Source organism: Bacillus cereus G9842 (genome assembly GCF_000021305.1).
Lineage (GTDB): Bacteria > Bacillota > Bacilli > Bacillales > Bacillaceae_G > Bacillus_A > Bacillus_A thuringiensis_S.
In genome coordinates, this window is record NC_011772.1 from 4,874,879 (window position 1) to 4,898,599 (window position 23,721).

Here is a 23,721-nt window from a genome sequence, read left to right on the forward strand (position 1 = left end):
ACAGGTGGAGAAAATCTCCACCTGTTTTACTTTTTATTACGATCCGCATAAACTTCCATCGCATCACACATAAACTGCGCTAACCCCTCGCCAAACTTATCGATATTTTTCGTGAAGCGCTCATCAGCGACATACATTTGACCGAGTCCCTTAAAAGCGTCTAATGAATAGTGACTAAAGTTTTGCAAGTAATCGTACCATACTTTGATTGCTCCCTGCGCCTCTTTAGAATCTGGTGCACCGTGTCTCAGTACCGCTAAATTTCTATAAATAGTATTAAACTCTTCTTGGTTCTCTTTTGACATACCTTTTGCATATTCGTTCGCTTTATCTACAGCTGCGTCTCCCCATTTTTCACGTGCTTCTTCTTCATATGGGTTATGGCTGAAATCGAATCCTTCAAATTTCTCTTTGTTCGTCATTTCAATCTCTCCTTTTGTATGCTGAATTGTTTTATCAATCGTCGCAATCACCTTATCTAATCTGGCACGCTTTTCAATAAGCATTTTCTTATGAAGCTGTAGTGCCTCTTCGCGATCAAATGATGGACTCATGATAATTTCTTTAATTTTCTTCAAAGGGAAGCCAAGCTCTTTAAAAAACAAAATTTGCTGCAATGTCTCTAGATTTTCATTGGAATACAGACGATATCCAGACTCTGTCGTCTCGTCTGGGGTTAACAACCCAATTTCATCGTAATGATGCAGTGTGCGCACACTAATTCCAACTAAATCAGCTACTTCTTTTACCTTCATTGTCATGTGTATCTCCCCCTTAGTACATACGATAAAGTATGACGCAACGTTAGAGTCAATAAGTAAATTCATTTTCTTTCTAAAAGTTTCATCTCTCCCGTATTTCATGCATAATAGATATGTACATATATTAGAAAGCGGTGAAAGTATGGTTTCAAATACTGTAATTGCCAGCATCATCTTTCAACTCATTGTCTCGATTCTGGTCCCAATTATCGTACTCGTTTATTTCCGTAAAAAATATAATATTAATTGGAAAGTGGTCGGCATTGGTGTTCTTATCTTTATCGGATTTACCCAAATTCTTGAAACACCATTCCACCTATTTATGCGCGGTAATCCAACAATCGCTCCATTTTTAGAAAATCCGTTTGCCTTCGCAATTTATGGCGGATTGACTGCTGGTATTTTTGAAGAATTAGGACGCTTCGTTGCCTTCTTCTTCTTACTAAAAAAATATCTAGAATATAAAGATGGCTTCGCTTATGGAATTGGTCACGGCGGAATTGAATCTATTTTAATTGGCGGTTTTTCTGCATTACAAGCATTAATCTTTGCTAATTCTATTAACGATGGTAGCTTCGCTCAACTGATTGAACAAAAACCCGAACTCAGCATTTTACAAGACATGTTAATTCAGCAACCTGCCTACTTATACTTCCTTGGTAGCGTAGAAAGAATTATGGCACTCGTGCTTCAAATCGCCTTTACAATGCTTGTTTTATACGCAGTAAAACAGAAGAAATATATCTTCCTAGTATACGCTATACTATTCCACGCATTTGTAGACTTCTTTGCGGCACTTTACCAAACAAAGACAATCAATATCTTTGTTGCCGAAGGAATTACACTTCTCTGTACAATTGGTGCTGTCGTTCTTATTCGCAAAATGAAAGAGAAATTAATGAGTGTACCAGAGTAAAAAAATAACCCACCGGTTGGTGGGTTATTTTTTATAAGGACTATCACAATGATGATAACTTTTACCCTCCTTTAGCTCCCTCTTTGTTTCTGCATCTATAACGATGTACTTATGAAACTCTTCTACTTCATTTTGAGTAAAAGAAGCGAAAAAATAAACTTGGCGATCAGGGTGAACAAAAAAATCTTGAAGCACCACTCTACTTCGACAACCGACAGCTGTTTTTTTTAGGAAAGAAAATTCTTCATCAGGCACTTCTTTAAATAAGATTTTTTTCCGAACACTATATGCTGCATTTTTATATTCTTTATAGATTTTCTTATCTAACTGTTTATAAAAAACATCCTCACTCACAAATGACTTATTTCGATTGCTTGGATAATTTAGTTTTTGGTTGGATTCTGCATATGTTGTGGACAATTGCGTAAGAAAACAAATAATGAATATGATACATATCATTTTTTTCATCATTGCACCTCAATTTTTTATTATCCACATTACTTTTCCACATATTTAAATCCATATGCCGTTTCCAATAAAAAGGAATTATTTCCACATTTGTCGAAGTATATAGCGTCAACTTGAAAGATGGGGATGAATTATGAAGAAAATTATTGTAATACGACATTGTTCAGCAACTGGGCAAAAACGTGATGCTGAATTAACGACCGATGGGAAAGATCAAGCAAATAACCTTGCTACATTCCTCTTAGAAAATCATCTACAAATCGATCATATTATTTCAAGCCCATTTGTCCGAGCTATCGATTCCATTCGGCCCTATGCGCTCCAAGCTAGCTTATCTATCCAAGAAGATGAACGATTAACTGAACGCATATTGAGCAACGTTCCAATGGATGATTGGATGCAAAAACTAGAATCCACTTTTACGAACATAGATATTGCCTTTTCAGGCGGAGAGTCAACAAAACAAGCAACAGACCGTGCCATATCGCTTATTCAAGATGTTTTACAATTAAACCATACGACAACACTACTTGTTACACACGGCAATTTACTTACACTCATTTTAAAGCATTTTGATCATACGATTGGCTTTAATGAATGGAGAGCTTTAACGAATCCTGATATTTACGAAATTACAATCGACGAACAATGTATCATAACACGCTTATGGAAAGCATCGTCCAAGTAATATCCCTTTCAAAAACATTCAGTTGACGCCACGAGAAGAGACTGTTCTAACAATAGAAAGGGGTATTATTTCATATGTACGAAGACGTACTTGCTCTACTACATAAAACAAATGTTTCTTATGAAAAGTTCGAACACGAACCGGTACTCGATTATGAGACAGATCGGATTGTACGTGAGAGACTTGGCTTACAAGGTACTCCAAGTAAAAGCTTATTTTTAAAATCAACATCTGGAAATTTTTACGTGTTTTTTACGTTAGAAGGAACTCGGCTTAACCGAGGAGAGATGAAAGAAATAACTGGAGAACGCTTATCGCTCTGTTCTCCTGATGAACTAAGAATGGAAACTGGCTGTACTCCAGGATGTGTAGCTCCTTTTGGTTATTCACAAGATGTAACAATTATTGTGGACAGTTCCGTTTATGCGTACGATAAAATTTTAATTACACCTGGTGTTCCTGAATTTACAATTGAATTATCCACAGAAGAATTAAAAAAGATTTTATTAACATGTCCAAATACCGTTTTAGAGTACAAACAAAAAGAGAGCTAATCGTTAGCTCTCTTTTTTCATTATTTAGCTTCTGCTGTTTTTTCTTTTGCAGAACGTACTTGCTCGTCCGCATGGTAAGAAGAACGCACAAGTGGGCCAGCTTCACAGTGGCTAAATCCTTTGCTAAGTGCAATTTCTTTAAGCTCTGCAAATTCTGCTGGTGGATAATATTTAATAACTGGTAAATGCTTCTTAGATGGTTGTAGATATTGTCCAAGAGTTAAAATATCCACATTGTTTGCACGTAAGTCATCCATTGCTTCAATTAAATCTTCTCTTGTTTCACCTAAGCCGACCATAATGCTCGATTTAGTTGGAATATCAGGCTGCATTTCTTTTGCTCGACGTAAAAACTCTAATGAACGGTCATATTTTGCTCTAGCGCGAACTCGGTTAGATAATCGACGTACTGTTTCAATGTTATGGTTTAAAATATCTGGTTTTGCATCCATTAACATTTTTAAGTTTTCTTCTACCCCAGCCATATCAGATGGTAATACTTCGATAGACGTGAATGGGTTTTTACGACGTACTGCTCGTACTGTTTCAGCAAAAACAGCTGCTCCGCCGTCCTTTAAATCATCACGTGCAACCGCTGTTATAACAACGTGCTTTAAGCCCATTTGTACTACTGAATCTGCTACGCGTTCTGGTTCTTGTAAATCAAGCTCAGTTGGTAAGCCTGTTTTAACCGCACAAAAACGACAAGCGCGTGTACAAACCGCACCTAAAATCATAAATGTTGCTGTTTTTCTTACAGCCCAGCATTCATGAATATTCGGACATTTTGCCTCTTCACAAACGGTATGAAGATTCTTAGAACGCATCATTTTCTTTAAGCCTGTATAGTTTTCATTCGTGTTTAACTTAATTTTCAACCATTCGGGCTTGCGCTTATATTCTGTTTGTTTTGTCATGGTTATCAACTCCGCACAATATGAAATAGTTTACCGTGTTCGCTTCTTTCAATGTAACATATCTATTCTAACGTATGAAAGCGATTTGCTCAAATGAAGATTCTAAGATTTTTTCCAATCGTTCCCTATAATGAAATACTCCGTATATCCCACACTAAAAAGAGTGATGTTGTGAAAGGAGTCTATTTCATGCTTCGAAAAATTTCTCTTTTGCTTTCTATTTGTTTTCTTCTCCACCAAAACATCGCCTACGGTGAAGATAATCAGCAAAGCATATACGAAAAGCGCATGGTACTATATAAAGAAACCGAGCAGTCTTCAGGCATTCCATGGTATTACTTAGCTGCAATGGATCAATATGAAAGAAATATACGGAGCGTAAGAAAAGATATTCCAAAAAAACCAGATGCCATCATTTCCCTTTATTTCAAACCAGAAATATGGGCTGGACCTGTTAATAGTAACGACACTCTCCCCCATACAATTTCTCTATTTGGCGGAATAGGTTTAGATGGTGACAAAGATGGATTTGCAAATGCAAATAGCGACCGTGATCTTCTGCATACCGCAGCGACTATTTTAAGGAAACAAGGAACGTCAGAAGACCGTATTAAAATTATGCTTTGGGAATATTATAGACGTGCAAAAACAGTTGATTTAATTAGCGAATACGCCCAAATTTATAAACATTATGGACGTATTAATTTAGAAGGAAATGCTTTTCCTCTTCCGATTCGTAGTGACCATAGCTACCGTAGTACTTTCGGTGCTGGAAGAAGTTTTGGGGGCAGACGAGTTCATGAAGGAACCGATATTTTTGCCGGATATGGCGTGCCAGTAAGATCGACTTGCTATGGCATTATTGAAACGAAAGGTTGGAACCGCCTTGGTGGATGGCGCATTGGTATTCGCGACCTTCATAACAATTACCATTATTACGCTCATTTAGGCGGGTTCTCAAAAGAAATACAGCTTGGACAAATTGTTGAGCCCGGAAAAGTAATCGGGTTTGTTGGTAGCACTGGCTATGGCCCCCCTGGTACAGCCGGAAAATTCCCACCCCACTTACATTTTGGCATATATAAAGACAATGGCTATACAGAATGGGCCTTCGATCCATATATGCATTTAAGCCTTTGGGAACGCAAAGAACGAGCAAATACAAAACGATAACCGTAGCGCATTGCTACGGTTATTTTTTATCCAGTAAAAGCCCGATTGATTCAAGTTTCACTTTATATGCAATTAACTATCTGTTTTCTTTTTATCAGGTACAGCAACACTTCCGCTTCCATAATACGTAGGCACTTCCCCTTGAACGATACGCGTCGCAATCGGAACATTTTGTTTCACCGTTATCTCTTTCGTATGAAATGGAATGATTACTTGCAACGTTACTTCCATTTCCATAACAATTTGAATCGCTGTAGTGTTGATCCCGTGCGGCTCAATTTTTTGTTTAATATCTGTATTCACATGCCCAATTGGCGTGAACTGAATCGGAATATCTGGTCCTATATTACCAAGAAGCGCATTATCAGTTACACGCCCAAAAGGAACTGCCATAGTCGCCCCGTTTTTTTCAGAAATACCTAGCTCCTTCAACTTCCCTTGTTCTACTTGCTGCAAATATTTTTCTATGTACGTAGTCGTTGACGTTACGATTTCATTTACTTGCTTCGTATTTAAATTAATTGTGGATACTTTCCCGTTTTTATCATTTTGTACTTTCATTAACGAATCGACATCGAATCCTTCATTAATTCGATCCTTTACCGCCTTCGTCATAATTGCCGTCGCCATTTTCTTTGTCTCTACTTCTCCATATTTAATTAAGGTCGGCTGAATACTATTATTCACAATCCACAGCCCTTGCGTAAGTAATATAACAAAAAGAATAAACGACATAAGCAGTATATACCGAAAGGCGATAGGTCCCTTTCGAAACCGCGAGTTTTTCGAGCGAAATATACTCATAAAAAAACCTCCTTCTTATATCATTTCTATGCAAGAAGGAGGGACGATATATGCTTATCTCATTTTTAATAATGCTTCTTTTCCAATCGTTCCTGCTGGAATGCCTAATGCTTCAGCTCCAGTCGTTACCGATTCTAGTGGCGCTTCAAGAAGTTGTTCAATCGTTCTTACACCAACCGCACGGCCAGCAATAATTCCTCGATCACCTAACTTCTCATTTAAAAGACCTACATCTAATGCACCACACATAATATATCCTTTATCGCTCATTACAGCTAGCAAATTCGTCTTTGGAAGTTTGACGCTAACCGCAATAAACGTATAATTATCAATTATAATTGGCTCCACATTAACCATAGTTCACACTCCTCTCTTTCTTATCTGTATGACAAGAGAAAAATGAGTGTTACAAGTTAACTAGCCTATAGTTTAACGGAAGATGTATAAGTTATTAACATATCTGTTAACACATCTCTAAGTAGTTCTGGCATATAATATTGTTTGCTAGAAAGTGTGGATAGCTCTGGGTATAAGTATCCAAACGTAAACATATCAATTGTTCCTACTGTATATATACGGTCTAACTCCAGCGATTCGCCGTTAATCAATACATCTTCTAATAAAATTTTATTCCCAGGAATCGTATCTGGAATTACTTCTACACCAGCGTAAATCATTTTCCCCATCACTTTTCCACGAAATCCGAATCCTTTTACCTCAAGGTTTTCCATATTCGGTTTACGTGCTTTCAAAATAACTTCTCTTAATATCTTTCCTGGAACTTTCAAAGCACACGGATTAATTGGATGTGGACAAATTCTGTGAATATCTCCGCGCGTTACAACACCCTCTTCTAATCCTTCAAGAAGTACACCAGCATTCACCATTCCAACTTCTGCACTGCACCATGTTTTCAGCGCACTTGCTAACATATGAGAAAACGGCGCCTCATGAAACCAATCAACCGGTAATGACTCTTTTAAATGAACGACAGGCTCTGCCATTATATGCTTACTTTCTTCCTGCAGTATTTCAATTGTGGATAACGGCTCGCTATAAGCCCCTAACCGTTCCGTCTTAATTGCTCTACCGTCTTTTTTCAGTAGTTTCTTCGTCTCTATATCCACAGTAAGCTGTACGTGACCAACGTAACGCCCCCACTTTTCACAACAACAAAGTAACGTATTATTCATAAGAACACCACGCTCAAATAAATGATGCGTATGCGCACCTAAAATCACATCTATATCATAATGCTCTGCCATATACTCATCCATGCTTTTTCCAAGGTGAGAAAGGACAACTGTAATATGAGCCTCATCTCGCACTTCTTCTAAAATAGACTCTAAATGGATAAGCGGATCTTCAATATGCCAATCGAGCATATGATAGAACTCTGGATAAGCTACCGTTAACCCGATAAAGGCAATCGTAATCCCATCTGTCGTTGTATGTAATTTATAAGGCTTTGCCCACTCCGGACGTACACCTTCTTTTTCAAATAAATTCGCGACAAGCACTTCAAATCCAGCCTCATCATATAGACGATTCAAATGCTCCTTCGCTAACGTAATTCCTTCATTATTTCCGATCGTTACATAATCATATAACGCCTCATTTAAAAGCTTCGTATTGCCAAGTCCATTCGTCGCTTCCGAAATACTATGAAAACGATCCACATGATCGCCGATATCAACCGTCAAAACGGTCTCTCCCGCTTCCTGTCTTCGCTTTTTCTCTCCCTGTACAAACCGAGAAATTTGCGGCCAATTTTCAAAATGACTATGTATATCGTTTGTATGATAAAGGTGGATGATTGTTTCCTTATTTATATTCAGAGAAAAAACCTCCTCTCAGTTCCTTACTGCCATTTACGCTATGCGCATACAATAATCCTGTAAATACTTTTCGTCTTTTCTTGCTATTTTACATTGTACTCGCATTGTGAGAAAAAGCAAAAGATTGCCCTTTTTTATATGAGAAATTTTTGCTAATGCAGGAAAGAATTCCAGATAGTGGAGGGAGGGGTGGATTTGTCAAAAAGTTTAATATAAAATTCAGTGGTTGATTGTTCAAGTGGATTTGTCAGTCTCTTTGTCTTAAACCTAGTCGTTCTCTGTTCTTATAAAATGTTTGGGGTATGTGAGAATTTTCTTTTGTCTTATCTTGTCGACAAATCGATATTCCTTGTCGAAACGTTGATATATTGAAATAATCGTTGATATATTCCCGTTTATGATCGATATATTTGAAAAATCGTTGATATATTTAGCTGAACACCCACCCGGGTATCCTCTCCCAAGCCAAGACAAATCCGCAAAACAAAAAAGCGCCCTGCACAGCAGGGCGCTTTCTTCATACATATATTATCCAGTTCTAGCGGCTAGAATGTTCGGTGGCTTCACTTCTTCCTATGAGGCAAAAAGCGCCTCTACGTCAGAAGCTCCATCCCCCTCACATACTGAACGAGCCGCTTCCACTTTAAATATTGTCCAGCTTTGCCTCCTAAACCCTCATGTCTAAGAACCTTCCGCACCAGAAGATAAAAAGCATCTTCTGTGCGAAAGAACCTTAGCCAACGGGTCTGAACAGTCGGCTCCGCATTTCTATTTAACCAATAGAACCTTCCATCTCAAACTTGATCAGGCGGTTCATTTCAACTGCGTATTCCATTGGAAGTTCGCGAGTGAATGGCTCGATGAAGCCCATTACGATCATTTCTGTAGCTTCTTGCTCAGAAATACCGCGGCTCATTAGGTAGAATAATTGTTCTTCTGATACTTTCGATACTTTCGCTTCGTGCTCAAGTGAAACGTAATCGTTTTTGATTTCGTTGTAAGGAATTGTATCAGATGTAGATTGGTTATCCATGATTAACGTGTCACACTCGATGTTAGAGCGAGAGTTTTTCGCTTTTGGTCCGAAGTGTACGATACCACGGTAAGTTACTTTACCACCATGCTTCGCAATCGATTTAGAAACGATTGTTGAAGACGTGTTTGGTGCTAAGTGAATCATTTTCGCACCAGCATCTTGGTGTTGGCCTTTACCAGCAATCGCGATTGATAATGTTAAACCACGAGCGCCTTCGCCTTTTAAGATAACTGCTGGGTATTTCATCGTTAATTTAGATCCGATGTTACCATCAATCCATTCCATCGTCGCGTTTTCTTCACAAACCGCACGTTTTGTAACTAGGTTGTATACGTTGTTCGCCCAGTTTTGGATTGTTGTATAACGGCAATACGCATCTTTTTTAATGATGATTTCTACTACCGCACTGTGAAGTGAGTTAGTAGTGTAAACAGGTGCTGTACAACCTTCTACGTAGTGTACGTGTGCACCTTCGTCTACGATGATAAGCGTACGCTCGAATTGTCCCATATTTTCAGAGTTAATACGGAAATACGCTTGAAGTGGTGTATCAACTTTAATACCTTTTGGAACGTAGATGAATGATCCACCAGACCAAACTGCAGAGTTTAATGCAGAGAATTTGTTGTCTGTTGGTGGGATTACTTTTCCGAAATGCTCACGGAAAATATCTTCGTTCTCTTTTAATGCGCTATCTGTATCTTTGAAGACGATTCCTAGAGCTTCTAGGTCTTCTTTCATGTTGTGGTATACAACTTCAGATTCGTACTGTGCAGATACACCAGCTAAATATTTTTGCTCAGCTTCTGGAATACCTAATTTATCAAATGTTGCTTTAATTTCATCAGGTACTTCATCCCAAGACTTCTCAGATTTCTCAGATGGTTTTACGTAGTACGTAATTTCATCGAAATCTAAGTCATTTAAGTCGCCGCCCCATTGTGGCATTGGCATTTCATAGAACTTATCCAGTGATTTTAAACGGAAGTCTAACATCCACTGTGGTTCTTCTTTCATACGTGAAATCTCTTCAACGATCTCTTTTGTTAAACCGCGTCCAGCACGGAAAATCGAAACGTCTTTGTCTTTGAAACCATATTTGTAATCGCCGATATCTGGCAGTTGCTTCGCCATGTTGGTGTGTCCCTCCTTAGATAACCTCATTTTTAGGAACCTTTAACATTACTTATCTTCGTTTAAGCCCTTTTCTAACGCTTTCCACGCTAATGTTGCACATTTAATACGTGCAGGGAACTTGCATACGCCTTGTAATGCTTCAATATCTCCTAAATCGATGCTGTCATCGTACTCTTTTCCTAGCATCATGTCAGAGAAAATTTTCGAAAGCTGAAGTGCTTCTTCAATTTTCTTACCTTTTACTGCTTGTGTCATCATTGAAGCTGAAGACATTGAGATTGAACATCCTTCGCCTTCAAACTTCGCCTCTTGCACAATACCTTCTTCTACTTTCATCGTAAGTTGAATACGATCGCCGCAAGTTGGATTGTTCAAGTTAACAGTAACACTATCTTCTAACACGCCATTGTTACGAGGATTCTTATAATGATCCATAATAACTTGACGATATAACGTATCTAAATTATTAAATGACATTTGTGAAATACTCCTTTGTCTTGATTAGCGATTCAACAAATGTATCAATTTCTTCTTTTGTATTATATAAATAGAAGCTCGCACGTGCTGTTGAAGAAGCTTTTAGCCACTTCATAAGCGGTTGTGCACAGTGATGTCCTGCGCGAACTGCAATGCCTTCTACATCTAATACAGTCGCTACATCGTGAGGATGTACGTCTTCAATATTAAATGTAACAAGACCAGCGCGATGCTTTGGACCATAAATTGTAACGCCATCTACTTCTGATAGTCTTTCTAAAGCGTATTGCGCTAATTCATGTTCATGCTTTTCAATATTATCAAGACCGATTTCTTCTAGGAAATCAATTGCCGCACCAAGTCCGATTGCATTACCGATAATCGGTGTACCTGCTTCAAACTTCCACGGAAGCTCTTTCCAAGTAGATTCTTGTAAATCTACGAAATCAATCATTTCACCGCCAAATTCAATTGGCTCCATATTGTTCAGCAATTCTTTTTTACCATATAATACGCCGATGCCTGTAGGTCCGCACATCTTATGAGCAGATAATGCGTAGAAATCACAGTTTAAATCTTGTACATCTACTTTCATGTGAGGTGTACTTTGTGCACCGTCAACGACCATAATTGCGCCATTTTCGTGTGCGATCGCTCCGATTTCTTTTACAGGGTTAATCGTTCCAAGCACGTTTGAAACTTGCATAATAGAAACGATTTTTGTATTCGGTGTAACTGTTTGACGAACATCTTCTAAAGAAATTGTACCGTCTGGTTGAAGCGGAAGGTATTTTAAAGTTGCACCAGTTTTCTTCGCAACTTGTTGCCACGGAATGATGTTACTATGGTGCTCCATGTAAGAAATAACGATTTCATCGCCTTCTTTTACATTTTCAAGACCATAGCTAGCCGCTACTGTATTTAATGCAGTTGTCGTTCCGCGCGTGAAAATAATCTCTTCCATTGATTTCGCGTTAATAAACTTGCGAACTTTCTCGCGTGCACCTTCATACGCGTCGGTAGCTTTCGTACCGAGCGTATGAACACCGCGATGCACGTTAGAATTATATTCTTTATAGTAACGTTCTAACGTTTCAATGACTTGAATTGGTTTTTGAGAAGTTGCTGCACTATCGAAATATACAAGTTGTTTGCCGTTCACTTTTTGATCAAGAATTGGAAACTGTTTGCGTATTTCATGAATATTCATTAGCGAACTTTCCTTTCAATTACCTCAACAAGCTGTGCTTTTACTCCTTCAATTGGAAGCTCATTTACTACAGGTGCTAAGAATCCATGGATGACTAAACGTTCTGCTTCGCGTTTTGGAATACCACGGCTCATCAAGTAGTATAATTGGTACGGATCTACGCGGCCTACTGAAGCTGCGTGACCTGCCATTACATCATCTTCGTCGATTAAAAGAATTGGGTTTGCATCACCGCGTGCTTTCTCATCTAACATAAGAACGCGAGAAGATTGTTGTGCGTTTGATTTAGATGCACCGTGTTCAATCTTACCAATTCCGTTAAAGATAGATGTTGCACTATCTTTTTGTACACCGTGTTTTAAAATCCAACCTTCAGAGTGTTTACCGAAGTGAACAACTTTAGTTGTAAAGTTTTGTGTTTGGTTACCACGGCCAATTGTTACTGTTTTCGTATCAGCATATGAACCGTCGCCCATTAAGTTTGTAACGTTCTCGGAAATTGTATTTCCGTCATTCATAAGGCCTAGAGCCCAATCAATGCGGCCGTCGCGTCCAACAACACCGCGGCGGTTAACGTAAGTTGTTACGTCTTTTGCTAATAGATCAACCGCACCAAATTTAACTTGTGCGCCTTGTTCCACGATTACTTCTGCTACGATATTTGCAATACCTTTAGCATTTTCATTTGCAACATAGTTTTCTACATAAGTTGCAGTACTGTTCGCATCAGCTACGAATAATACATGGTTATATACGTTAGCTTCTTCGCCGTCTACTAAGAATACAGCTTGAAGTGGAGTTTCAAGAACAACGTTTTTCGGAACATATACGAATGCACCGCCGTTGATTAATGCAGCATGAAGTGCAGTTAAACGATGCTCGTCTACCTTCACGCCGTCTTTCATTAAATACTTTTGTAATAGTTCAGCATGCTCTGTTGCAGCTGTTACGATGTCTGTAAAAATAACACCTTTTTCTTTTGCTTCGTCTGCTAAAGAAACGAACGCAGTTGTACCAGTACGTTGTACTAATACACTGTTATTTTCATCGATTAAGTTTTTCACTGCTTCTGGAAGCTCTGTTAAAGAACTTACAGGCTCTTGCTTAGCAGCGTCGCCTTTTCCGATAAAGTCCCATTTTTCAATTTTCGTTTTATCAGGCGTTGGCATTGGAAGTTCTGTTGCTTGTGCAAGAGCTTGTAAGCGGAACTCAGTCAACCAAGCAGCTTCGTTTACTTCGCTTGCGCGCTGACGGATTGTTTCTTGATCGAAAGGTAATGTACCGATTGTCATGTTTATGCTCCTCTCTTACGCTTCTTGCTCTGCTGTTTCGTCTTCAATACCTAATTCTTTTTTAATCCAGTCGTAACCTTCAGCTTCTAGACGTTGTGCAAGCTCAGGGCCACCAGATTTAACAATACGACCGTTCATCATAACGTGAACGAAGTCTGGAGTGATGTAGTTTAATAAACGTTGGTAATGCGTAATCATTAGGCAACCGAACTCTTCGCCGCGCATTTGGTTAATACCTTTAGATACAACTTTTAATGCATCGATATCAAGACCTGAGTCGATTTCGTCTAAGATTGCGATTTTTGGCTCAATCATCATTAATTGAAGAATTTCGTTACGTTTTTTCTCTCCACCAGAGAAACCTTCGTTTAAGTAACGTTGTGCCATTTCTGGATCCATTTCTAGGAATTCCATGTTTTTATCTAATGTACGGATAAATTTCATAAGAGAAATTTCATCGCCTTCTTCACGACGTGCGTTAATTGCAGAACGTAAGAAGTCAGCGTTTGTTACTCCGCTAATTTCACTTGGATATTGCATTGCTAGGAATAGACCCGCTTGTGCGCGCTCGTCTACTTCCATTTCTAATACATCTTCACCGTCGATGATGATGCTACCTTCTGTTACTTCATACTTTGGGTGACCCATAATTGCAGAAGATAAAGTTGATTTACCTGTTCCGTTAGGTCCCATAATTGCGTGGATTTCTCCACCTTTTACTTCAAGGTTTACACCCTTTAAAATTTCTTTGCCGTCAATTGATACGTGTAAGTCTTTAACCGTTAATGTAGAACCAGCCATCTCAATACCTCCATTAATCCTATATATACATTTTAAAAATTCCTAAAACGTTCATATTCTCATTTTATTCTCATTCTAATTTTATATCAAATAAAATGATATCGCAAACGACGAAAAAAAGTAACCGTTTTTTCACAAATGTATATAAGTATTTCCTTTTCACCTTTATATGATACACCTTTCTTCTTATTTATATAAAGAAAAAAGGACCGGTAAATTCCCAGTCCTTTCCTTATAATTATTCACTTATCGGAAGTACAGCACCTTTATATTCTTTATTAATAAAGTCTTGAATTTCTTTTGAATGCAATACTTCTACTAATTCTTTAATTTCTTTTTTCTTCTCGTCACCTTTACGAACTGCAATGATGTTTGCATACGGAGAGTCTGATCCTTCAATCGCAATTGCATCCTTCGTTGGATTTAATTTTGCATCAATTGCATAGTTCGAATTAATAAATAAAGCATCTCCCTCATTATTTTCATACAGCTTTGGTGACAATCCAGGCTCTACATCTGTTTTAAACTTTAAGTTTTTCGGATTTTCTACAACATCTTTTACTGTCGCTTTAACAACATCTACACCGTCTTTTAATTTAATAACGCCGCCTTTTTGTAACAATGCGAGCATACGGCCACGCTCCGCTACGTTATTACTCATAATAACTGTTCCGCCATCTGGCAATTCTTTTAAACTTTTATATTTCTTAGAATAAATCCCCATTGGCTCTAAATGGATTTTTCCTGCGTTTACAATTTTATATCCCTTTTCTTGAATTTCTTTATCTAAGTAAGGAATGTGTTGGAAGTAGTTCGCATCAATTTCCTTATCCGCTAACGCTTTATTTGGCAGTACATAATCCTGGAACTTTTTAATCTCTAACTTAATGCCTTTTTTCTCTAAGATTGGCTGTGCTTTCTCCAAAATAACAGCGTGCGGCACGTTAGAAGCTCCAACAACAAGCTTATTCTCTTCTTTCCCTCCGCAAGCAGCTAATGTAAATACAGACAGCGCTGTAACAACTGACAATAGAATCTTTCTCATATGATGTCCCCTTCTCCCCTATAGTTATGTAGTTATAAAAAAGGCTGGCATACACCAGCCCTTTTCAGCAATTATTCTTTTACAGGAACAACTGCCCCTTTATATTCTTTATTAATGAAGTCTTCAATTTCTTTAGAATGTAATACTTCTACAAGAGCTTTAATCTCTTTCTTATCTTTATCGCCTTTACGAACAGCTACTATGTTTGCGTACGGTGAATCATTTCCTTCAATTGCAATTGCATCTTTTTCCGGATTTAACTTTGCATCAATTGCATAGTTAGAGTTAATTAAAACAGCGTCGCCTTCTTTATTGTTATACACTTGTGGCAATAAACCAGGCTCGATATCCGTTTTGAATTTTAGATTTTTCGGATTATCTGCAATATCTTTTGGAGTTGCTTTAACTGGATCTACCCCATCTTTAACTTTTAAAATACCTTCTTTTTGTAAAATTGCTAAACCACGTCCATGGTCAGCAACAGAATTACTCATAATAATTGTCGCTCCGTCCGGAAGTTCTTTTAAGCTCTTATATTTTTGAGAATATACACCAATTGGCTCTAAATGAATTTTCCCTGCTACTTCAAAGTCATACTTTTTATCTTTAATTTCTTTTTCTAAATACGGAATGTGCTGGAAGTAGTTTGCATCTAAATCCTTATCCGCTAACGATTTATTTGGCAACACGTAATCTTGGAATTTTTTCACTTCTAATTCAATTCCTTTTTTCTCAAGTAACGGTTTTGCCTTTTCTAAAATTTCAGCGTGCGGTACGTTAGAAGCACCAACAACAAGCTTCTTTTCATCTTTATCTTTCCCGCCACAAGCAGCTAAGCCAAAAATTGAAGTTGAAATAAGTGCCGTAAGTAATAATTTTTTCATTTGAAACATCCTCCCGTTTTTTATTATCGTTTATCTATTCGAGTCGTTAAACTATCACCAATCCACTGAATTAAAAATACAACTAGTAATACACAAATTGTCGCAACGATTGTTACATCGTTATTTCCTCTTTGGAATCCTTCTAAGTAAGCAAGTGTTCCAAGGCCACCAGCACCAACAACTCCCGCCATTGCTGTATATCCTACTAAAGCAATTGTCGTAACCGTAATACCAGATACTAATGCTGGTAACGATTCTGGAATTAACACTTTCAAAATAATTGTGCTTGTTTTTGCTCCCATTGCTTTTGAAGCTTCAATTACACCTTTATCAATTTCGCGAAGTGCGATTTCAACCATTCTCGCGTAGAATGGTGCCGCTCCAATAATTAAAGCCGGCAGCGCTGCACTTGCTCCAAGAATTGTTCCAAGAAGAATCTTTGTGAATGGGATTAATAAAATAATTAAAATGATGAACGGTATAGAACGGAATATATTTACGAATGCTCCAATCACCGTATTAATTGATTTGTTTTCCCATAAATTATCTTTCGCTGTCATGAAGAGTAACAATCCTAAAATTAGTCCTAAAACAAATGTCGCAAGAGCTGCGATTGCCGTCATATATAACGTTTCACCCGTTGCTTCTAACATTTGATTCCAATCAACATTTGCGAGTAACTTATCCATGTGCAATCACCTCCAGCTCTACTTGATCTTGATGAATTCCTTCTATTGCTTGCTGGATCGCTGTTTCCTCACCATTTAAATGAACAACTAAACTACCGTAAGAACCGTTATTCGTTTGTGCGATATTTCCTTGCAAAATGCTAACTTCTATATCACTGCGTTGCATCAATCGTTGAAGCACTGGTCTTTCTACAGCCTCACCAATAAACTGCAAACGAATTACTTTTCCATCTGGATATTTTTCAATTAAACTTTCAATCGTTTCATTTGTATCTTCAGAATCTGTTAACTGCTGTACAAATCGTTTCGTAATATCTTGCTTCGGATTACGGAATACATCAAGTACTGGACCCGTTTCTACAATCTTTCCTCTCTCCATTACCGCCACTCGATTACAAATCTTTCGAATTACGTGCATCTCATGTGTAATGAGTACAATTGTTAAACCAAGGCGCTTATTGATGTCTAATAGTAAATCCAAAATTTGATCTGTCGTTTCTGGATCAAGAGCCGACGTTGCTTCATCACATAAAAGTACTTGTGGGTTGTTAGCTAATGCTCTTGCAATCCCAACGCGTTGTTTTTGTCCCCCGCTCAGCTGAGATGGGTACGCGTCTCCTCTTCCTTCTAATCCGACAAGATGAATTAATTCATCAACACGTTTTCTTCTCTTCGTTTTATCAACACCTGCAATTTCAAGTGGAAACTCAATATTTTCACGTACAGTTCGTGACCAAAGTAAGTTGAAGTGTTGAAAAATCATTCCGATTTCTTGCCTTGCCTTACGAAGTTCACTTCCTGTAATTGTTGATATAACACGATCCGCAATTGTAATTTGGCCAGAAGTCGGTTTTTCTAACTGATTAAACAATCTGATTAAAGAACTTTTCCCAGCGCCGCTATATCCGATAACACCAAATATTTCGCCTTTTTCTATTTTTAAATTGGCGTTATCTACAGCAGTGACATCACCGCTTTTTGCTTTATATATTTTCTTTACATTCTCTAATAGAATCATGATGTATCACCCCTTTTTTTTGTTTAGGTCGACTCCGCAATTTTTTATGTTTAATGCGTGTAGTCCACCGTTATCACTACTTTTATTGTTTGAATGTCCTCCACATTCAAACAATAAAAAAACCTTTCTGCTTTAGAGAAGCAGAAAGGTTTATGTGCGTATATAACAACATTATCCCTCTCTCTCATCTCTCAAAGCATTTGCTTTGCAGGAATTGGCACCATTTCAACATAAGTTGACGGTTGCCGGGCTTCACAGGGCACAGTCCCTCCACCTCTCTTGATAAGAGAAATCAGATTCAATTTTCGTCTGATTTGTAATTTATGAAATTGTCTATATTTTATGAATTGAATTGTATCAATATCCAAACACCATGTCAACAGAAATTTTCGCAAAAAATGAACCTTCAGAATTTTAAGCACCTACTGACATCGGTTTACATATATGAAACATCGATTCGACTAATAGCATCGTTCGATACGTTCCCGAATATTGTACACGTCCATCGTTCATTAACATTTGCAATCGTACATTTCCATTAACCAATTGTTCTATATCCTTTTCGTCTAAGCAAATGATTTGTTCCGTTCCTCTTTCCTCATGTACCAGCTCTATATAATCTCTTGAAATTTGTAACGAACAACTTTCATCTCCCAAACGGAAATTAACAGTTTTTTCCTCTTGTCTTAAAAGCGGCTCTAAATGATATTGACCATTAGCGTAATTTACAAATGATTGAAGCAAAGAATATAATCTCACCCTAAATCACATCCTTCATATCACTTTCTATTACATACCATTCCCTCTCACTAAAGAGCAATCCTGTTATTTTCGCTCGACAAATACTGTATCCATCCTGCATCTCGACATATTTCCCAAGAAATATGTCGAGGCGGCAAAAATTTTGCCGCCTACTTTAATTCCGTATATAAATATTCAACCGAATGAAATGCGTATATCTTCTTCATCAGTGTCCCATTTTCAAAAACAAGTAAACAAGGTACACTTTCAATCCCATACTCTTTTGCTAAATGTGGAGCATAATTTAAATCTAACATCCCAATTTTCAACTCTTCAATTGTCATCTCAACGACTGTTAACATCTTTTTTGCTAATTGGCATGTTCCACACATTGGAGTATATACATATAACACTGTTTTTTCTTCGTTCTCTATTAGGGATGTAGCTTCGGCTCCTGTCCAATCAATCACTTCTATCATTCCTTACCGTAAATATTCTGTATAAACGTCAATGTCGGCTCCCCATAATACATTTGCTAAGTGTGTAGATGGCGCAGTTGCCACTTCTCGGTACGAGCGATCAATATAGATATGCTCGGCTTGCGGAAATTCTTTTCGAAATTGTTTCCTTAACTTTTCTCCAGCATCATCAGCATCTACTAGCACATACACTTCCTTATCAAAAAACTGATCAACGAGCTCATCCATTTTCGATAAACCAATTGTACCATTTGTACAAACAATTTCCACCGGTTCACGAATAATAGATTCAATCTTTCTTCTATCTGATGTACCTTCTACAATAATGACTTTTTCTACATAAATCATATGTCATCACCCGATCACCATATACTATATAACCTTGAACTTAGTATATAGTATATTCGTTATTTTCATGTTGTTTCCTGTTTATTTTTGCAAAAGAAAAGCGAAACCGACTGTTTAGCCCTGTTGGCTAAGGTTCTTCCGTACAGAAGACGCTTTTTGTCTTCTCGTGCGGAAGGTTCTTAGACATGAAGGGCTAGGAGGTGGAGCTAGACAATGAAAAGCGCAAGCGGCTCGTTCAGATTGTGAGGGGGGATGGAGCTTCTGACGTAAAGGCGCTTTTTGCCTTGTAGGAAGAAGCGAAGCCACCGAACAATCTAGCCGCTGGAGATGGACAATGAAAAGCGGAAGCGGCTCGTTTAGATTGTGAGGGGGATGGAGCTTCTGACGTAGAGGCGCTTTTTGCCTTGTAGGAAGAAGCGAAGCCACCGAACAATCTAGTCGCTGGAGATGGACAATGAAAAGCGGAAGCGGCTCGTTTAGATTGTGAGGGGGATGGAGCTTCTGACGTAGAGGCGCTTTTTGCCTTGTAGGAAGAAGCGAAGCCACCGAACAATCTAGTCGCTGGAGATGGACAATGAAAAGCGGAAGCGGCTCGTTTAGATTGTGAGGGGGATGGAGCTTCTGACGTAGAGGCGCTTTTTGCCTTGTAGGAAGAAGCGAAGCCACCGAACAATCTAGTCGCTGGAGCTAGACAACGAAAAACAAAAACGGCTAAACCTGCATAAAGATTAAACGAAAATTTTTTTCAAAAAACGTTCTCCTACACGATAATTAGTATATGATTCTACATTCATTATTTTACATAAAATAAAAAAGGACAGCACAAAGGCTGTCCTTTAGTCGACTATAATTAGTCTTGGTTTGTCATTTCTGCATATTTTTCTGCAGTTAATAACTTCTCAACTTGGCTTGCATCAGAAAGTTCAACTTTAACCATCCATGCACCCTCGTATGGAGATTCGTTAACAAGTTCTGGTTGGTCACTTAATTCTTCGTTTACTGCTACAACTTTACCGCTTACAGGTGCGTATAACTCAGAAACTGTTTTAACAGATTCTACGCTTCCGAATGGCTCGTCAGCTTCGATTGTTGCACCTACTTCAGGAAGTTCAACGAATACGATATCGCCTAGCTCACCTTGTGCAAAGTGAGTGATACCGATAACAACTTCATTACCTTCAGTTTTTACCCATTCGTGTTCTTCAGAGTAACGTAAATTATTTGGAATGCTCATGACTGTACCTCCAGTGAATGTATTAATTATGTAAAAATACCTTATTGGTACTTTTTCCACACACTTTCAAACTGCTCTTCGTTAAAACCAAGTGTTACATTCGTTCCATCTGTTACAATTGGACGTTTAATCAACATGCCATCAGATGCTAAAAGCTCATACATTTCGTCTTCGCTTGCATCTTTCAACTTATCTTTCAGACCAAGTTCACGGTAACGCATTCCACTTGTATTAAAGAATTTTTTTAATGGTAATTCACTTTTTTCATGTAAATTACGTAAATCTTCTTTTGATGGTGGATTTTCAACAATATGAATCATCTCATATGCTACATCGTTTGCCTCAAACCATTTCTTTGCCTTTTGACATGTGCCACACTTTGGATATGAATAAAATGTTACTGTCATAAATTCACCTACTTTTTTACTAACCTTTACCTTTATCATATAGAAAACGTTTTATTATTTCAAACCATTATTCGCTAAACTTTTACTTATTTCGTGATAATTTTTAATAATCCTGCGAATTTTTCTTATTTTTCCGCCATTTGTTAAGAAAAAAATAAATATATAAATTTTTTAGATTCTGCACCAAACATATATCTTAAACAAGCGTTTGATTAATTCTCCATTTTTCTTCGTTAACCTTTGAACTACATGAGTTTCTTTCTACCGAACATACAGCTTAAACAAACGTTTGATTAATTCTCCATTTTTCTTTCTTAACCCTTAAGTTACATCGGTTTCTTCCTACCGAACATACAGCTTAAACAAACGTTTATTTAAAAAAATAAGAAGCCTCTTTTGCAGGCTCCTTCATCATCTATTCAAATAATCTGCAATTGTTTGAAATACTACGATATACATATTATGAATACTTTCTTCTGTGTTTCCACCATTTGATAAACCAATTGCCCATTGTTGCCCTTCACCACTTCCGATATTCGCAAAACCTTGCGTATACATCGCATTTACATCTTTTCGTGCACTGTTATACTCTATCCCTTTTGTAATAAAAATTGAATATAATTTATCTTGTAAACCGATAAAAAATACTGGTTTCTTTAGCGATGAAAATACATTTTTATACTGCTCTGTTGAGGCTTCTTGAAAGTGATCTTTCATTATTAGAAAACCATCCACTTCCTTAGATTTCTTTTCCAGTGCCTCTAACTTCATTTCCTCAAACTTTACATTCCTAAACGTATCTTTCGGCTTTTCTCCAACAACTCCAATTACGAGTGCTCTTCCGTTATATTCTAATTTCTCTCCTTCTTTATCCTTTGCACACCCAGCACCGACTAGGCATATCAATATAAAAAATAAGAAATACGATAAACGCTTCATTTAGCACCCTCCCCCTTCTTTTTAGTCAAGTGACAAAAACGTAAGGTTAATTCAAGAAAATGTAAGTAAAATCGATAGCCCAATTCACGTTTCTATATTATAATCAATTGAATTTACTTACATTACTAAACATAGGAGATCAACATGAAGAAATTTAAACTTTCATCTTTTCTTCCGTTAAGTTATATACTTCTACTCGTACTCGTAAGTCCCCTTTACGACGTATTAAATAAATCGACTGTTCACGCAGTAGACGTTACAACTGTAGTAGATGATTGGATTCCATTTGTAAAAGCATTTATTATTCCTTATTTACTTTGGTTTCCATACTTATACGGCGCACTTATTTATTACTGCTTCGCTGACCGAAAGCAATATTATGTCACTTTAAGTAGTGTTATTTTTGGAAAGCTTGCTTGTTTTTCTATTTATTATTTTTGGCAAACAACTGTACCGCGTCCGACTGTCGTTGGAACAGATGTATTTTCTGAACTAGTTCGCTATATTTATAGTATCGATCAACCGGTAAACTGTTTCCCTAGCATTCACGTTCTTACTACATTTGTAATTATGTTAGCTGCCTTTAAGCGTAGAGAACAACATGCTTTTGAATATTACATCCTTACTTTCTTCGGTACACTTATTATTTTATCAACGCTATTTACGAAGCAGCATGCCTTTTTAGATGCCGTTTCTGGAATGACACTTGCAAGCATACTATACTTCGGCGTTCAGCTCTTATTAGCAAAAGAACCAATAAAAGTTCCAGTAAAACAAAATCATAAAATGTAACATAAAAAAGCAGACTGTGGCTCAGTCTGCTTTTATCTATTATTAAGGAGATTTTCAATTTAAGATTGCGGTACAGTCATATCACCAGAGTGAATACGACCTGCTTTTTTAAGAGCAATGTAAAGTATATAAGAAACAGCTACTGGAATGATGATATAAGTGATTACCATCGCTGGGACAACTTCCCATCCTTCGCTAGAAATTAAATTAATTGGTGCGATAAGAGAACTTAATCCAAGACCTGCAATTTCCTTTCCTGCTTCCAGTTGGAAAATTAATGCGGATACTGGACCAACTATAGCACTGGCGACGACAGTTGGGACGAGAATCATTGGATTTTTAGTGATATTTGGTAACTGTACTTTCGGAGTACAAAGTGCTTGAGCTAATATGCCACCTAAATTGTTTTCTTTCGCTGAGATAACAGAGAATCCGATAAACTGAGCAACGCAGCCTGCAAGAGCAGCACCACCTGCAACACCGTCTAAGCTAAGTGCGATCGCTAACGCAGCTGATGAAGCTGGAGAGATAAGTAATAATCCCCAAACTACTGCAATGACGATAGAAGCGATAAACGGGCTACCAGCTGAGCTATCTTTAATAAATGCTCCAACTGTATTTAAAACAGGAGTAATATTATGAGATAACCAAATACCTACTAAACCAGAACCTAATATTGCCGCAAATGGAACGAGCATCATATCTAACGCAGTTTTTCCGCTTAAACGTTTACCAATATATACAGCTAAAGTTGCTGTTAATAAAGCACCGATTGGCTCACCTGTTTTAATAATTAGACCTGCTTCAGTAATTGAAATGGATCCGGCACCAATTGCTCCAGCCACCATAGCCGAGAAGATTACAAGGCCATTTGCACCGAGCATAAAAGCAATTCCGGCACCAATTGCTGGTGCCATAAGTGATTTTGCAACAACTCCGATTGTAATAAGTAATGGTATATCAACAATTCTTCCTATATTTTCGATCAGTAAACCAATTCCGAGGGATACGAAAATACCTTGTGCGATTCCAGCAGATGCTTTAAATACACGAGACATTATATATTCCTTCAT

Annotated in this window: 27 protein-coding genes and 1 riboswitch; of the genes, 5 read left to right on the forward strand and 22 right to left on the reverse strand. The window is 37.7% G+C overall.

The annotated features are described in order from the left end of the window. Positions 1–26 precede the first annotated feature (26 nt). Positions 27–761, reverse strand: a complete 735-nt coding sequence (locus BCG9842_RS24760) for a MerR family transcriptional regulator (RefSeq protein WP_000178111.1) — start codon at positions 759–761, stop codon at positions 27–29. Positions 762–861: 100 nt separating this feature from the next. Between BCG9842_RS24760 and BCG9842_RS24765 the strand changes: the two genes are divergently transcribed. Next, positions 862–1,677 carry a YhfC family intramembrane metalloprotease gene (locus tag BCG9842_RS24765; protein WP_002083707.1) on the forward strand — a complete coding sequence of 272 codons (816 nt, stop codon included), beginning with the start codon at positions 862–864 and terminating at the stop codon, positions 1,675–1,677. 24 nt (positions 1,678–1,701) lie between these two features. On the opposite strand, the gene BCG9842_RS24770 is transcribed toward BCG9842_RS24765, so the two are convergent. Beyond that, positions 1,702–2,136: a hypothetical protein gene (locus BCG9842_RS24770; RefSeq protein ID WP_057096754.1), complete on the reverse strand. Its 435-nt coding sequence runs from the start codon at positions 2,134–2,136 to the stop codon at positions 1,702–1,704. 142 nt (positions 2,137–2,278) lie between these two features. Between BCG9842_RS24770 and BCG9842_RS24775 the strand changes: the two genes are divergently transcribed. Beyond that, positions 2,279–2,833, forward strand: a complete 555-nt coding sequence (locus tag BCG9842_RS24775) for a histidine phosphatase family protein (protein WP_000721045.1) — start codon at positions 2,279–2,281, stop codon at positions 2,831–2,833. A 74-nt stretch (positions 2,834–2,907) separates the two neighbouring features. After that, complete coding sequence (locus BCG9842_RS24780; RefSeq protein WP_000272752.1) at positions 2,908–3,387, forward strand: YbaK/EbsC family protein; 480 nt, start codon at positions 2,908–2,910, stop codon at positions 3,385–3,387. Between the two features lie 20 nt (positions 3,388–3,407). Here the strand turns inward: BCG9842_RS24780 and lipA are convergent, their stop codons facing one another. Then, positions 3,408–4,304: a lipoyl synthase gene (lipA, locus tag BCG9842_RS24785; protein WP_000166367.1), complete on the reverse strand. Its 897-nt coding sequence runs from the start codon at positions 4,302–4,304 to the stop codon at positions 3,408–3,410. 189 nt (positions 4,305–4,493) lie between these two features. On the opposite strand from lipA, the gene BCG9842_RS24790 reads away from it, so the two are divergent. Further along, complete coding sequence (locus BCG9842_RS24790; RefSeq protein ID WP_000944693.1) at positions 4,494–5,477, forward strand: M23 family metallopeptidase; 984 nt, start codon at positions 4,494–4,496, stop codon at positions 5,475–5,477. Between the two features lie 72 nt (positions 5,478–5,549). Here BCG9842_RS24790 and yunB read toward each other — a convergent pair whose 3' ends face one another. The 18 genes from yunB to BCG9842_RS24885 all read right to left on the reverse strand — a co-directional run bounded on the left by yunB (position 5,550) and on the right by BCG9842_RS24885 (position 21,856). After that, entirely contained in the window at positions 5,550–6,281 is a 732-nt protein-coding gene (gene yunB / locus BCG9842_RS24795; protein WP_000021796.1) for a sporulation protein YunB, read from the reverse strand. A gap of 54 nt (positions 6,282–6,335) precedes the next feature. Next, positions 6,336–6,638, reverse strand: coding sequence for a YunC family protein (locus BCG9842_RS24800; RefSeq protein ID WP_000248466.1), 303 nt, complete (start codon positions 6,636–6,638; stop codon positions 6,336–6,338). Between the two features lie 65 nt (positions 6,639–6,703). Continuing rightward, positions 6,704–8,119 carry a bifunctional metallophosphatase/5'-nucleotidase gene (locus BCG9842_RS24805; RefSeq protein WP_153587256.1) on the reverse strand — a complete coding sequence of 472 codons (1,416 nt, stop codon included), beginning with the start codon at positions 8,117–8,119 and terminating at the stop codon, positions 6,704–6,706. Positions 8,120–8,891: 772 nt separating this feature from the next. Continuing rightward, positions 8,892–10,289 (reverse strand): Fe-S cluster assembly protein SufB, encoded by a 1,398-nt coding sequence (sufB, locus tag BCG9842_RS24810; protein WP_001118824.1) that lies wholly within the window; start codon positions 10,287–10,289, stop codon positions 8,892–8,894. A gap of 48 nt (positions 10,290–10,337) precedes the next feature. Further along, on the reverse strand, positions 10,338–10,769 hold the full coding sequence (gene sufU, locus BCG9842_RS24815; RefSeq protein WP_000009525.1) for a Fe-S cluster assembly sulfur transfer protein SufU: 432 nt from the start codon (positions 10,767–10,769) through the stop codon (positions 10,338–10,340). Further along, positions 10,759–11,979, reverse strand: coding sequence for a cysteine desulfurase SufS (sufS, locus tag BCG9842_RS24820; RefSeq protein ID WP_001020767.1), 1,221 nt, complete (start codon positions 11,977–11,979; stop codon positions 10,759–10,761). The genes sufU and sufS overlap by 11 nt, the downstream gene beginning before the upstream one ends. Next, entirely contained in the window at positions 11,979–13,271 is a 1,293-nt protein-coding gene (gene sufD / locus BCG9842_RS24825; RefSeq protein ID WP_000152177.1) for a Fe-S cluster assembly protein SufD, read from the reverse strand. The genes sufS and sufD overlap by 1 nt, the downstream gene beginning before the upstream one ends. Before the next feature lie 15 nt (positions 13,272–13,286). Continuing rightward, the gene (gene sufC / locus BCG9842_RS24830) at positions 13,287–14,072 is read right to left on the reverse strand and encodes a Fe-S cluster assembly ATPase SufC (protein ID WP_000929162.1); all 786 of its coding nucleotides are present in this window, start codon (positions 14,070–14,072) and stop codon (positions 13,287–13,289) included. A gap of 238 nt (positions 14,073–14,310) precedes the next feature. Next, complete coding sequence (metQ, locus tag BCG9842_RS24835) at positions 14,311–15,117, reverse strand: methionine ABC transporter substrate-binding lipoprotein MetQ (RefSeq protein WP_001226751.1); 807 nt, start codon at positions 15,115–15,117, stop codon at positions 14,311–14,313. Between the two features lie 71 nt (positions 15,118–15,188). Then, positions 15,189–16,001, reverse strand: a complete 813-nt coding sequence (gene metQ, locus BCG9842_RS24840) for a methionine ABC transporter substrate-binding lipoprotein MetQ (RefSeq protein WP_000735090.1) — start codon at positions 15,999–16,001, stop codon at positions 15,189–15,191. 23 nt (positions 16,002–16,024) lie between these two features. Continuing rightward, complete coding sequence (locus BCG9842_RS24845) at positions 16,025–16,690, reverse strand: methionine ABC transporter permease (RefSeq protein ID WP_000359401.1); 666 nt, start codon at positions 16,688–16,690, stop codon at positions 16,025–16,027. Further along, complete coding sequence (locus BCG9842_RS24850) at positions 16,683–17,708, reverse strand: methionine ABC transporter ATP-binding protein (RefSeq protein ID WP_000601771.1); 1,026 nt, start codon at positions 17,706–17,708, stop codon at positions 16,683–16,685. Before BCG9842_RS24850 ends, BCG9842_RS24845 begins: the two co-directional genes overlap by 8 nt. 181 nt (positions 17,709–17,889) lie before the next feature. Beyond that, positions 17,890–17,997, reverse strand: a riboswitch (SAM riboswitch). A 125-nt stretch (positions 17,998–18,122) separates the two neighbouring features. Then, entirely contained in the window at positions 18,123–18,467 is a 345-nt protein-coding gene (locus BCG9842_RS24860; RefSeq protein WP_001242141.1) for a hypothetical protein, read from the reverse strand. Positions 18,468–18,619: 152 nt separating this feature from the next. Continuing rightward, positions 18,620–18,928 carry a thioredoxin family protein gene (locus BCG9842_RS24865; RefSeq protein ID WP_003280640.1) on the reverse strand — a complete coding sequence of 103 codons (309 nt, stop codon included), beginning with the start codon at positions 18,926–18,928 and terminating at the stop codon, positions 18,620–18,622. A gap of 3 nt (positions 18,929–18,931) precedes the next feature. Continuing rightward, the gene (locus BCG9842_RS24870) at positions 18,932–19,276 is read right to left on the reverse strand and encodes a toprim domain-containing protein (RefSeq protein ID WP_000640870.1); all 345 of its coding nucleotides are present in this window, start codon (positions 19,274–19,276) and stop codon (positions 18,932–18,934) included. A gap of 850 nt (positions 19,277–20,126) precedes the next feature. After that, positions 20,127–20,510 carry a glycine cleavage system protein GcvH gene (gcvH, locus tag BCG9842_RS24875; RefSeq protein ID WP_000026896.1) on the reverse strand — a complete coding sequence of 128 codons (384 nt, stop codon included), beginning with the start codon at positions 20,508–20,510 and terminating at the stop codon, positions 20,127–20,129. A 41-nt stretch (positions 20,511–20,551) separates the two neighbouring features. Then, the gene (locus BCG9842_RS24880; RefSeq protein WP_000218968.1) at positions 20,552–20,917 is read right to left on the reverse strand and encodes an arsenate reductase family protein; all 366 of its coding nucleotides are present in this window, start codon (positions 20,915–20,917) and stop codon (positions 20,552–20,554) included. A 411-nt stretch (positions 20,918–21,328) separates the two neighbouring features. Beyond that, on the reverse strand, positions 21,329–21,856 hold the full coding sequence (locus tag BCG9842_RS24885; RefSeq protein ID WP_000826875.1) for a hypothetical protein: 528 nt from the start codon (positions 21,854–21,856) through the stop codon (positions 21,329–21,331). Between the two features lie 144 nt (positions 21,857–22,000). Here BCG9842_RS24885 and BCG9842_RS24890 point away from each other — a divergent pair, with 144 nt between their 5' ends. Further along, the gene (locus BCG9842_RS24890; RefSeq protein ID WP_000713769.1) at positions 22,001–22,648 is read left to right on the forward strand and encodes a phosphatase PAP2 family protein; all 648 of its coding nucleotides are present in this window, start codon (positions 22,001–22,003) and stop codon (positions 22,646–22,648) included. A 59-nt stretch (positions 22,649–22,707) separates the two neighbouring features. On the opposite strand, the gene BCG9842_RS24895 is transcribed toward BCG9842_RS24890, so the two are convergent. Next, positions 22,708–23,721 carry a PTS transporter subunit IIC gene (locus BCG9842_RS24895; RefSeq protein WP_000666176.1) on the reverse strand — a complete coding sequence of 338 codons (1,014 nt, stop codon included), beginning with the start codon at positions 23,719–23,721 and terminating at the stop codon, positions 22,708–22,710.